The organism is Mixta sp. Marseille-Q2659 (assembly GCF_940807255.1).
Taxonomy (GTDB): domain Bacteria; phylum Pseudomonadota; class Gammaproteobacteria; order Enterobacterales; family Enterobacteriaceae; genus Mixta.
Map to the genome: position 1 here is coordinate 104,909 of NZ_CALNWY010000001.1, position 12,052 is coordinate 116,960.

At 51.1% G+C, this 12,052-nt stretch carries 11 protein-coding genes and 1 rRNA gene; 5 read left to right on the top strand and 7 right to left on the bottom strand.

Going from position 1 to position 12,052, the window contains the following annotated elements:
- Positions 1–2 precede the first annotated feature (2 nt).
- Together glnG and P3C52_RS00505 are read left to right on the top strand one after the other, a co-directional pair.
- On the top strand, positions 3–1,412 hold the full coding sequence (gene glnG, locus P3C52_RS00500; RefSeq protein WP_275553290.1) for a nitrogen regulation protein NR(I): 1,410 nt from the start codon (positions 3–5) through the stop codon (positions 1,410–1,412).
- Positions 1,413–1,510: 98 nt separating this feature from the next.
- On the top strand, positions 1,511–1,627 hold the full coding sequence (locus tag P3C52_RS00505) for a YshB family small membrane protein (RefSeq protein ID WP_275553291.1): 117 nt from the start codon (positions 1,511–1,513) through the stop codon (positions 1,625–1,627).
- Positions 1,628–1,705: 78 nt separating this feature from the next.
- Here the strand turns inward: P3C52_RS00505 and hemN are convergent, their stop codons facing one another.
- Together hemN and yihI are read right to left on the bottom strand one after the other, a co-directional pair.
- The gene (gene hemN, locus P3C52_RS00510; RefSeq protein WP_275553292.1) at positions 1,706–3,079 is read right to left on the bottom strand and encodes an oxygen-independent coproporphyrinogen III oxidase; all 1,374 of its coding nucleotides are present in this window, start codon (positions 3,077–3,079) and stop codon (positions 1,706–1,708) included.
- Between the two features lie 246 nt (positions 3,080–3,325).
- On the bottom strand, positions 3,326–3,835 hold the full coding sequence (gene yihI, locus P3C52_RS00515; RefSeq protein WP_275553293.1) for a Der GTPase-activating protein YihI: 510 nt from the start codon (positions 3,833–3,835) through the stop codon (positions 3,326–3,328).
- Positions 3,836–4,397: 562 nt separating this feature from the next.
- Here yihI and yihA point away from each other — a divergent pair.
- A complete protein-coding gene (gene yihA / locus P3C52_RS00520) occupies positions 4,398–5,030 on the top strand; it encodes a ribosome biogenesis GTP-binding protein YihA/YsxC (protein WP_343251999.1) in 633 nt (210 codons plus the stop codon).
- A gap of 375 nt (positions 5,031–5,405) precedes the next feature.
- Here the strand turns inward: yihA and polA are convergent, their stop codons facing one another.
- From polA to P3C52_RS00540, 4 genes are all read right to left on the bottom strand, one after another.
- Positions 5,406–8,192, bottom strand: coding sequence for a DNA polymerase I (polA, locus tag P3C52_RS00525; protein ID WP_275553295.1), 2,787 nt, complete (start codon positions 8,190–8,192; stop codon positions 5,406–5,408).
- Between the two features lie 435 nt (positions 8,193–8,627).
- Complete coding sequence (gene dsbA, locus P3C52_RS00530; protein WP_275553296.1) at positions 8,628–9,257, bottom strand: thiol:disulfide interchange protein DsbA; 630 nt, start codon at positions 9,255–9,257, stop codon at positions 8,628–8,630.
- 26 nt (positions 9,258–9,283) lie between these two features.
- Positions 9,284–10,270 (bottom strand): serine/threonine protein kinase, encoded by a 987-nt coding sequence (locus P3C52_RS00535; RefSeq protein WP_275553297.1) that lies wholly within the window; start codon positions 10,268–10,270, stop codon positions 9,284–9,286.
- A gap of 74 nt (positions 10,271–10,344) precedes the next feature.
- Positions 10,345–10,614 carry a YihD family protein gene (locus P3C52_RS00540; protein ID WP_275553298.1) on the bottom strand — a complete coding sequence of 90 codons (270 nt, stop codon included), beginning with the start codon at positions 10,612–10,614 and terminating at the stop codon, positions 10,345–10,347.
- Between the two features lie 73 nt (positions 10,615–10,687).
- Between P3C52_RS00540 and mobA the strand changes: the two genes are divergently transcribed.
- A complete protein-coding gene (gene mobA, locus P3C52_RS00545) occupies positions 10,688–11,275 on the top strand; it encodes a molybdenum cofactor guanylyltransferase MobA (protein WP_275553299.1) in 588 nt (195 codons plus the stop codon).
- Positions 11,275–11,784, top strand: a complete 510-nt coding sequence (mobB, locus tag P3C52_RS00550; RefSeq protein ID WP_275553300.1) for a molybdopterin-guanine dinucleotide biosynthesis protein MobB — start codon at positions 11,275–11,277, stop codon at positions 11,782–11,784. The genes mobA and mobB overlap by 1 nt, the downstream gene beginning before the upstream one ends.
- A gap of 136 nt (positions 11,785–11,920) precedes the next feature.
- Here the strand turns inward: mobB and rrf are convergent.
- Positions 11,921–12,036, bottom strand: a 5S ribosomal RNA gene (rrf, locus tag P3C52_RS00555).
- Positions 12,037–12,052 lie beyond the last annotated feature (16 nt).

Consider the following 12,052-nt stretch of genomic DNA (forward strand, 5'->3'; position numbering starts at 1 on the left):
CTATGCAACGAGGGATAGTTTGGATCGTCGATGACGATAGCTCCATCCGCTGGGTGCTTGAACGCGCACTTACTGGGGCCGGTTTAAGCTGTGCCACCTTTGACAGTGGCAATGATGTGCTGGATGCGCTCGCAAGCAAAACCCCAGACGTTTTACTTTCAGATATTCGTATGCCCGGCATGGATGGTCTGGCATTACTTAAACAGATTAAACAGCGCCATCCAATGCTGCCGGTCATCATAATGACCGCGCATTCCGACCTTGATGCCGCAGTCAGCGCCTATCAGCAAGGCGCTTTTGATTATCTGCCCAAGCCGTTTGATATTGATGAGGCGGTCGCGCTGGTTGAACGCGCGATCAGCCATTATCAGGAGCAGCAGCAACCGCGCAATCAGCCGGTCAGCGGCCCAACCACCGATATTATTGGCGAAGCGCCAGCGATGCAGGATGTGTTTCGTATCATTGGCCGCCTTTCACGCTCGTCAATTAGCGTGCTGATTAACGGCGAATCCGGCACCGGTAAAGAGCTGGTGGCCCACGCGCTGCATCGTCACAGCCCGCGCGCCAAGGCGCCCTTTATCGCTCTCAATATGGCCGCCATCCCCAAAGACCTGATTGAGTCGGAGCTGTTTGGTCATGAAAAAGGCGCCTTTACCGGCGCCAACCAGATCCGTCAGGGCCGTTTTGAACAGGCGGACGGCGGCACATTATTTCTGGATGAAATTGGCGATATGCCGCTGGATGTTCAAACACGCCTGCTGCGCGTGCTGGCTGACGGGCAGTTTTATCGCGTCGGCGGCTACGCGCCGGTGAAGGTGGACGTGCGTATTATCGCAGCGACGCACCAGAACCTGGAGCTGCGCGTGCAGGAGGGGAAATTCAGGGAAGACCTGTTTCACCGACTGAACGTGATTCGCGTACATTTGCCGCCGCTGCGTGAGCGTCGTGAAGATATTCCTCGTCTGGCGCGTTATTTCTTGCAGGTTGCCGCACGTGAGCTGGGCGTAGAGGCAAAAATCCTGCATCCAGAAACCGAGGCGGCGCTAACGCGCCTGCACTGGTCAGGTAACGTACGCCAGCTGGAGAACACCTGCCGCTGGCTGACGGTGATGGCTGCCGGTCAGGAAGTACTGATTCAGGACTTGCCGCCTGAGCTGTTTGAAAGCAGTACCAGCGATTCCACCATCCAGTCACTGCCGGACAGCTGGGCTACGCTGCTGGCGCAGTGGGCGGATCGCGCGCTGCGTTCCGGTCATCAAAACCTGCTTTCTGAAGCGCAGCCAGAGATGGAACGTACGCTGCTCACCACCGCGCTGCGGCATACACAAGGACACAAGCAGGAAGCAGCCCGTTTACTGGGCTGGGGACGCAATACCCTGACGCGAAAACTTAAAGAGTTAGGCATGGAATAAGCGCAAAAAAGATTAATTTTCACCCATTTTTTTGCGTTTCACTCTTTACACTCTGGAGCCGTTCAGTATCATTTTGGGCGGTCATCCGGAGGGTTATCATGCTCGAATCGCTGTTGGTATCGTTGAGCGCTGCAAGCAGTGCAGCCATCGGCCATTCACCACAAACCGCGCTGGCGGCGGTGTTATGCGCCGTAATGATCAACTTTTTTAGTTAGCAAAAAGGCCGGTTTATACCGGCCTTTTTACTGTGCCACGCGTTTTTACAGAAAAGCGAAGGTTCGCGGCTTTAGCTGTTAAATCACGCGGGAAAACTGCTGCTGACGCGCCTTTTGTCGCATATAAACATCAAAGCACATACAGATGTTACGGATCAGCAGCCGTCCTTTTGCTGTTACCTGCAACCCTTCCTTATTGATCTCCACCAGCCCATCGGCGGCCAGCGGTGCCAGCAACGCCAAATCCTCGGCAAAGTAATCGGTAAATTTCACGCCGTTTGCGGCTTCAATGGCATCGAAGGAAAGAGAAAAGTTGCAGATAAGCGATTTGATCACATCGCGGCGCAAGCAGTCATCCTGCGTTAATGTCAGACCACGCCATAACGCATTCCCCTGCTGTTCAACGCTGGCATAGTACGCTTTCAGCTCTTTTTGGTTTTGGGCGTAACAGTCGCCCAGCATGCTGATCGCCGAGACGCCCATCCCCAGTAAATCGGTATCGCCCTGCGTCGTGTAACCCTGGAAATTGCGGTGCAGTTTTCCGGCACGCTGTGCGATAGCCAGCTCATCATCCGGTCGGGCAAAATGATCCATTCCAATGTAGTGATAACCCTGCGCGGTTAACGTCGCGATAGTCTGCTGCAGAATAATCAGTTTTTGCTGTGGACTCGGCAGTTCTTCATCTTTAATTTTGCGCTGAGCAGCAAAAAGCGTTGGCAAGTGCGCATAGTTAAAAACGCTCAGGCGATCGGGTTTTAACATCGCGACTTTTTGCAGCGTATAGGCAAAGCTTTCCGGCGTTTGCATCGGCAGGCCGTAAATAAGATCGATATTGCTGGAGGTAAAGCCCAGCTGGCGGGCGCGCTCGATTAACGCAAAAATAAAGGCTTCATCCTGCACGCGATTTACGCGCTCCTGAACCACCTTATTAAAATCCTGTACGCCCATGCTCAGGCGGTTAAAGCCCAGCGAACGCAGATGATCGAGGACATCCAGCTCTATCTCGCGCGGGTCCACCTCAATAGAAATTTCCATTTCGTTATTGAAGTGAAAACATTCACGCAGCACTGCCATTAAGCGGCTCAGCTGCGCCTTGCTTAACCAGGTTGGCGTTCCGCCGCCCCAGTGCATTTGGGTAACGGTTCTGTTGCTGAACAGCGGGGCGCGCCGGCGGATTTCTTGCTCCAGCACATCCAAATAGCGATCGCCCTTATGCAGCTGGCGCGTTACCTGTTTGTTACAGCCGCAGAAATAGCAAAGCCGATGACAGAAAGGAATATGGATATAAAGAGAGAGCGGTCGATTGGGATAGCGCTGCGCCGCCTGCTGAAATGCGGCCTCGCTCCAGCCTTCAGAAAACTCCAGCGCGGTGGGATAAGAGGTATAACGTGGCCCGGCATAGTTATACTTTTCGATCAGGGCCTGATCCCACTCGGTTAACGGCATTGACATGTTCACTCCTTCCATTTACGACGCCTTACGGGCCGCGTCAATGGCAGGGAGGCCTGGCGCTGCCGGTTAGCGGTAGCACGGCGCAGCCGGGATTTCAGCTGCGTCAGGCGGCGTAGTTTAACAAACAGCCAAAACAGATAACACGCTAATAAAATGGCGACAATTGATCCAGGCCAAAACATAATCGAATACCTGAATGACGGGATACCAGTCTGCGTCAGTTCCCGTCAATTTACGCAATCGGGCTTACTGTTCGCCTTTTAGCAGACGATACATATCCACATCGGCTTCGTCTTCTTCTTCATCATCCAGACCGATGCCCAACTGCTCCATCAGCACATCAATACGATCCAGCGTCTGATCGAGCCAGGCCTGATCGTCTGCCGACAGCATCTCGCCATTTTCCAGACGATCGAGCAGATTATCCAGGCGCTCGTCATTTTCCAGCATCGCCAGCTCTTCTTCTGGACTCATCAGCGGCTTTTGCTCAACCGGCGCTTTTTTGATCGGTTTCGCAACCGTAACACCCTCTTTTAATAACGGCACCGGCTTTTTACTGCCGATACGCGGATCTTTTTCTTTTGCCGCGCCGTTTTTGGCGGCTTGGGGAGCGACGGGATTGGCGCGGCTACCTGCTGCGTGGCCGCGGCGCTTTTTATCGCGTTTACGATCGCGCGCTTCCTGATTTTTATCTTCGTGCGATTTGCGTTTCGCTTTTGGCGCAGCGCTGGTTTGTGGCTTACGAGCAGGTTTCATGATCTCTTTATCCGGGGAGTTTTCTTTAGTATAGAATTGCGGCGGAATCTAGCAGAAAGCGCGCAAAGAAAAAAGGCGGCAGGTCACCCTGTCGCCTTTTTTCGTACCTTCCGTAGAAGGACAACCTTCCTTTTACATCCGTGATGCAGTCAACGTCCCGGTTTTTCCCTGTGCTTTTCGCTCTCGTCCTGAGCGTTTCCCTTTCCTTGATGGCGCATTCCGATGCACCCGTTCCTTTTCCCAGCTCTGCGTTTTCCTGACTGCTCCCTGAGCGCTTCATCCTGAAGTGAGTCATCCAAACTCTGTGAAATACTTTAGACGAATAGGGGAAAGTAACAAGGTACCTAAAGATTTTCTTAGCCAGTTTTTTGCTGGTTTCAAATCAAATTATTGAATATAAATATATTTTTAATGAATTAAGCGCCAAAAAGCGTCAATAACTGGCAATAATTATGGCAAATATCTTACAAATTTATCAGGCAACCTGACCAGGCAGCGCTTTACGCGCTTTAAGGGTATAATCACGCCATTCAACTCAATGCACTCTCCAGGAGTTCCTATTTTGTCTGGCTGGAATTATCACGTTACCCATTTTGTTACCAGCGCCCCCGATATTCGTCACCTTCCGGCTGACACAGGTATTGAAGTGGCGTTTGCAGGCCGCTCTAATGCGGGTAAATCCAGCGCCCTGAATACGCTGACTAACCAGAAAAGTCTTGCGCGTACCAGTAAAACGCCGGGCCGGACACAGCTGATTAACCTGTTTCAGGTGGCAGAAGGCGTGCGGCTGGTCGATTTACCCGGCTATGGTTACGCTGAAGTCCCGGAAGAGATGAAGCTGAAATGGCAGCGGGCGCTGGGTGAATATCTGCAAAAGCGTGAATGCCTGAAAGGGCTGGTAGTGCTGATGGATATTCGCCATCCGCTAAAAGATCTCGATCAACAGATGATTGAATGGGCGGTTCAGAGTCAAATTCCGGTGCTGCTGCTGCTGACCAAAGCGGACAAACTAGCATCGGGCGCGCGTAAAAGTCAGCTGAATATGGTGCGAGAAGCCTCTTTGGCCTTTATGGGCGATATACAGGTGGAAGTGTTCTCTTCACTGAAAAAAATAGGCGTCGATAAACTACGATTGAAGCTGGATAGCTGGTTCAGCGCCCTTCATGAAGCGCCGTCTGAAGACGATGGCAAATAGCCAAAAAAGGATGCGTTAAGCATCCTTTTTTGTGCGGCGCCCAATAAAAAACGCCCCAGTCACAAAATGACTGGGGCGGCTAATATTCAGCCAAATCCGATTACGTGAAGTAAAAGGTCTGAAAGATAGAACATCTTACCTCTGTACCCTACGTCGTAAACTTTACCTGATTTTTTCTGACCGACAAAGAATTTTTTGTAGTTAATTTTCATAAAACAGCAGTTTTTTCTTAACAGCCGTCACATAACCAGCGAATCGCTGTAGCTTAATTACCAAAAAAATGTTTGAGCGCCAGAACCTTAGCTTTACGACGTTTGAGCTTTTAAATCTGGCGTGCCAGCTTCAGTAACCTGCAGCCCGCCACGCCGTTTACCATCAGTGTGCCTGATCCCAGTTATCACCGACGCCAATGTCTACCCGCAGTGGTACATCCAGCTTCATGCTGTTTTCCATTAACTGACGGATTTTCGCGCTGGCCTTTTCCACATCCTGCTCTTTAATTTCAAAAACCAGTTCATCGTGAACCTGCATAATCATGGTGACCTGCGGCGCATCGGGCTCCTGCAGCCAGGCGTCAACATCGATCATTGCCCGCTTGATAATGTCCGCAGCCGTTCCCTGCATCGGCGCGTTAATTGCCGCGCGCTCGGCCGCTTTGCGACGGATTGCATTGGCCGACTTAATGTCAGGCAGCCACAGACGACGTCCGTCCAGCGTAGAAACATAACCCTGTTTTGAAGCCTGCTGGCGCGTGTTCTCCATATATTTCAGCACGCCCGGATAGCGCTCAAAGTAGCGATCCATATACACTTTCGCTTCGCCGGCACCGATATTCAACTGACGAGATAAACCAAAGGCGCTCATGCCATAGATCAAACCGAAGTTGATCGCCTTCGCGCTACGCCGTTGTTCACTGGTAACTTTATCAACGCTTACGCCAAATACTTCGGCAGCCGTAACCCGGTGAATATCCTGGCCTTCGGCAAAGGCATCGAGCAACCCTTTATCCTGTGAAAGATGCGCCATGATTCGCAGCTCAATCTGGGAATAGTCGGCAGCGACAATACGACAGCCCTCCGGCGCGATAAATGCCTGGCGAATACGTCGGCCTTCATCATTGCGCACCGGAATGTTTTGCAGGTTTGGATCGGTAGAAGAAAGACGTCCTGTCGCGGTCACCGCCTGTTGATAGGACGTATGCACCCGGCCGGTACGCGGATTAATCATCTGCGGCAGCTTATCGGTATAGGTTGATTTCAGCTTGGACAGACCGCGATGTTCCAGGATAACTTTCGGCAGCGGATAATCCAGCGCCAGCTCGGCCAGCACTTCTTCACTGGTAGATGGCGCGCCGCCCGGCGTTTTTTTCGTTGGCTTGATGCCCTGCTTTTCAAACAGAATGGTTTGCAGCTGCTTGGTTGAAGAGAGGTTAAACGGTTCGCCCGCCAGCTCGTGTGCTTTCTCCTCCAGCTCTTTCAAACGTGTCGTCAGCTCTTGAGAATGCTTTGCCAGAATATGTTGATCGATCAACACGCCGTTGCGCTCGATGCGGGAAATGACCGTCAGCAACGGCATTTCGATCTCTTCAAAAACGCGCTTAGGCCCCGCCTCTTTTTCAAGTTCTGGCCACATTTTTAAATGCAGCTGCAGCGTGACGTCCGCATCCTCTGCTGCATAATGCGCCGCCTGTTCCAGGGCAATTTGGTTAAAGGTCAGCTGGTTTTTGCCCTTACCGGCAATTTCGGTAAAGGTCACGGTTTTATGGTTGAGCCAGCGAGCGGCCAGACTGTCCATATCGTGTTTACCTACCACGCTGTTCAGCATGTAGGATTCCAGCATGGTATCAAACTTAATGCCGCTCAGTTCAATATCATAATTTTTCAGCACGCTGCGATCGAACTTGAGATTCTGCCCAACCTTGAAAAGATCGGCATCTTCCAGCAATGGTTTGAGACGCGCCAGCACCGCGTTACGATCCAGTTGATCGGGCGCATCCAGATAATCATGCGCAACCGGCAGATAAGCCGCTTCGCCCGGCGCGACGGCAAATGACAGGCCGATAATATTCGCCGTTAAGGTATCCAGCGAATCGGTTTCCAGATCGAAGGCGAACAGTGAACTCTGTTTAAGCTTATTCAGCCAGCTATCAAAGGTTTCTTCATCAAGAATGGTGACGTAGCCGTCCGAGGAAAGTACGCTCACGCTTTCCGGCTGCGGCGCAGCTTCTTCCGTCAGCGCTTTCTGTCCGCCGGCGTTGGGTTTGCGGGCCTGCAACCATTTGCCTTCTTGCAGATCGCTAATCCAGCGACGGAACTCGTAATGACGGAACAGGCCAAGCAGCGTTTCCGCATCCGGCTCGCTGACCGTTAACTGTTCACAGGTAACATCCAGCTCGACGTCCGTTTTGATGGTGGCCAGCTGGTAGGAAAGCAGCGCGACCTCTTTATTCTGTTCCAGCTTAGCTGCCATGGTTTTCGCGCCACGGAAGCTCAGATCCGCAACCTTTTCCAGGTTGTCATAAAGCGTGCTAATGCCGCCTAAGCCCTGTAACAAAGCCTGCGCGGTTTTCTCGCCCACGCCCGGCACGCCAGGTATGTTATCGGAGGAGTCGCCCATCAACGCCAGAAAATCAATAATCAGTTCCGGCGGCACGCCAAATTTATCCTTCACCTCATCCGGCCCAAGAATGGCGTTATTCATGGTATTAATGAGCGTGATATTTGGCGTAACCAGCTGCGCCATATCTTTATCGCCGGTGCTGATTAACACGGCACGGCCCTGCTGTTCAGCCTGCAAAGCCAGCGTGCCGATCACATCATCAGCCTCAACGCCCGAAACGGCTAATAACGGCAAGCCCATGGCGCGAACCATATTATGCAAAGGTTCAATCTGTGCCCGGAGATCGTCCGGCATCGGCGGCCGATGAGATTTGTAATGCTCAAATAATTCGTCACGGAACGTTTTGCCCTTCGCATCGAAAACCACTGCAACATGGCTGGGTTTGTATTGCAGCAGCAGGCTGCGCAGCATATTCAGTACGCCATACATCGCTCCGGTCGGCTCTCCGGCACTGTTGGTCAGCGGCGGAAAAGCATGATAAGCGCGATAAAGGTAGGAAGATCCATCTACCAGAATCAAAGGGTTTTCTGCGATTTGAGCCATAAGTTTCACGTTCCAGGGTGATCGTTGGTATGGCATAAGGATGCCACATCATACGGACAAATATGAAATAACCTGGGCGGAAGTTTAGCGAGGTGTCAGGCAATCAGAACGGGCCGAAGGCTTGTCGCCTGTGGATAACTTTGTGTGCAAAAATGCTAACGTATTGTTATTTACGTAAATATACAATAAAGGTTGAAAATTAGTTATTAGTAATCAATCATTTGGATCATAAAAAAGATCGGAAAACCGAAAAAGTAAAATTAGATCAAATGTGGATATAAATATGAGAGATCCTTTTATCGCTAACGATCCGTTATCCATTCGGTTGGAAAGCGGCTTCCCTCTCGCTGTTTGTTTTTTCAGCACAGGTTGCGAAAAAGTATACTGCATGAATAAAAAAACGCCGGACTAACCGGCGTATTTTTTAGACTATTTTTACTGCTTTTCGACCAGGAATTTTACAACGTTGGCATATTGCTGAACGAAGTTATCCATTGAACTGGTATCCAGACCGCCGTTGTTAACCATATATTTGCCGTTAACAAACATGGCTGGCACACCGCGCAGATCAACATCTGCCGCCGCTTTCTGCTGCTGAGCGACCAGCGCTTTTACCGCAAAGCTGTTCCACGCGGCATCATAATCTTCCGGCTTGATGCCTGCTGCCTTCACAAAAGTCTCTTTCAGGCTGGCAGGATCGGTAATGGTTTGGGTTTTCTGAATGCCATCAAAGATCGGCGCCGTAACCTTATCTTCTACGCCCAGCGCCATCGCGACTGCCCATGCATGCGTTACGACCGGGCCTAAATCGCCGCCCAGAAAATCAACATGGTATTTGGTAACCTTAACGCCCGCTGGCAGTGCTTTTTTTACCGCATCGCCCACGTGATAAACTTCTTCAAATTGATAACAGTGCGGACAGAAAAAGGAGAAAAACTCCATTACCTGCGGCTTACCGGCTACTGACTTATCCAGCGTAACGTACTGCTGACCATCGGTGAACTGTGCAGCTGAGGCGCTAAACGCCAAAACAAGACCTACCAGCGCAAGCCATAATTTTTTCATTTTGAGACTCTCTCCTTAATCAAACATCAGTATTCAGGCATTAACCGCAGCGGCGGCTGCTGTAATACGGTATTTTGCTCTCTGAAAGACGCAATTTGTCTGCGCCAGAAATCTTCTTCCGTCATCCACGGAAAATTACGCGGAAAGGCAGGATCCTGCCAGCGACGAACAATCCACGCCAGATAATAAACCATGCGCATAGCGCGTAAAGGTTCAATTAATGACAATTCATTAATATCAAAGTCACGGTATTCGTTATACGCTTCCAGCAAAATATCCCACTGAATTCGCTGCTGCTGCCGATCGCCGTTGACCAGCATCCAGAGATCCTGCACAGCAGGCCCGTTTCGGGCATCGTCTAAATCCACAAACAAAGGGCCGTCGCGCCACAAAATATTACCAGGATGGCAGTCACCATGCAGACGCAGCGGCGTCCAGCGCGTATGCCAGCACGCCTGTAATGTTTTACTCAGCTCAGCAATGCTGTCGTTTAATGTATCTTTTAACGCCGACGGCACCAGATCGCTCTGCTGTAAAACATGCGCAGGCTCTTCGATATATTCCTGCAGCCCAATTGTGGGACGAGCCGTGAATAGTCTCCGTTCACCGGTTTGATGGATGCGCCCCAAAAACCGCCCTACGCTCTCCAGCTGATCTTCATTATCTGTTTCGTATTGTCGGCCACCCAGACTGGGAAAAACGGCAAACCAGAAACCGTCATGCTGATGTAATGTGCTGCCGTTGAGCATTAGCGGCGGCGCAAGCGGCACTTCATCCTGCTCAAGTTCCAGCGCAAACTGATGTTCTTCGTTAATCTGCTCGCGGCTCCAGCGTTGTGGACGATAGAATTTAACCACGTAGCGCCGCCTCTCCTCATCGGAGAACTGGTAGACACGATTCTCGTAGCTGTTAAGTGCGGTCAGACCAGAATCGACGCGCAATCCGGTATTCCAGAGCGCATCAACAATGGTATCGGGATTGAGGGTGTGAAAATGAAAGGCGGTGTTTTCCATCGTGCATCTCAGCTCAGTGCCAGAAGCGGGTAAGAATAACACCGATCGGTCTGCACGACAGGAAGGCGGGAAGATTAATCTTTAATTATGCCGCGCGCGCGCAGCAGCGCCGTTTTAAAATCATCTTCGTAATCTTTTTTCAGGCCGGGAATCGCTTCTTCTTTATCTTTACCGCGCATTTTCAGGTGATAGATCAGAATATCGTCGGTTAAGGTATTTAGCGGCCCCTCAAAACCTGACTCATCAGCCAGTTTTTGTAAAAATTGCAGCAGATTTAAATCTGGCTCTTCCTGCCAGGCAGGCTGTAGCAGTTCCAGAAGTTCGTTCAGTCGATGATATTTCATAAGTTTGCCCATGATGATTTACTGAGCGCTACGTTAGCAGGGTTATTCCCACATTAAAAGAGAGGGCTTACGCGTGAGCGAACAGCGTGAAACAATATCCGGCGTTATTCTGGCCGGAGGGCGCAGCAGCCGTATGGGTGGACAGGATAAAGCGCAAATGCGGCTACAGGGCAAACCCTTATGGCAGCATGTCTGGCAGCGGCTGGCTCCGCAGGTACAGGATGTCAGCATTAGCGCCAATCGTAATCTGGAGTGTTATCAGCAAAGCCACTTACGCATTATCAGCGATACGTTACCTGATTATCCGGGGCCACTCGCCGGTATGTTGAGTGCTTTTCAGCAAATTAACCGTCCCTGGATTGCCTTTTCTGCCTGCGATACGCCTTTTATTCCTGAAGATTACGTCATTCGCCTTTGGCAGCAAAAACGACAGGCTCCCGCGGTCTGGGTACGTTCGCATGAGCGCGATCATCCTGCGCTGTCATTAATTCATCGTGAAGTGGTTCCTGAGCTGACACGCTATCTGGCGAGCGGCGAGCGTAGGGTGATCTATTTCTTACAGCACATTGGAGGTCTTGCGGTGCCGTTTCACGATAACGAGCTGGCATTCGTGAATATCAACACGCCTGAAGAACTGCTGCATTACGAGAGAAAAATTTAATGTTGCCCGTATTGGCTATCGCCGCCTGGAGCGGAACCGGAAAAACAACGCTGCTCAGGCAGCTTATCCCTCTTTTAAAAGCGCAAGGCATCCGCACCGGGCTTATCAAGCATACTCACCATAATATGGATGTGGATACGCCGGGCAAAGACAGCTATGAGCTGCGTAAAGCTGGCGCCAATCAGGTTCTGGTCGCCAGTCAGCAACGCTGGGCGTTAATGACTGAAACACCTGATAATGATGCAATAGACTTTAATTTTTTAATAAGTCGCATGGATGCACGTTCGCTGGATCTTATTTTGATTGAAGGTTTTAAGGATGAGCCGATTCCGCGTATTGTTTTATGTCGCGATCGTAGTGAGGAAGAGATCGGAACCTTGCTGGATGCACATGTGATCGCCGTGGCCAGTAATCGTCCGCTTAACGTTTCTGTGCCTTTATTAGATCTGAACGATCCATCGCAAATCACAGCTTTTATTATTCAATGGATTAAGGAAGGTAAAACCTGAAATCAGGCACGTTCTTCTGGAACAAGACAGGGAGGCGGGCGTGACGGGATAAAAAAACGGCGGCGGGCCGGGCCGGCGCCGGACGGCGCACACGAAAAAGCCTCAGCTTTCGCTGAGGCTCCGTCGCTGGTTTGATGCCTGGCAGTTCCCTACTCTCGCATGGGGAGACCCCACACTACCATCGGCGCTGCGGCGTTTCACTTCTGAGTTCGGCATGGGGTCAGGTGGGACCACCGCGCTCTCGCCGCCAGGCAAATTCTGTTTTCCC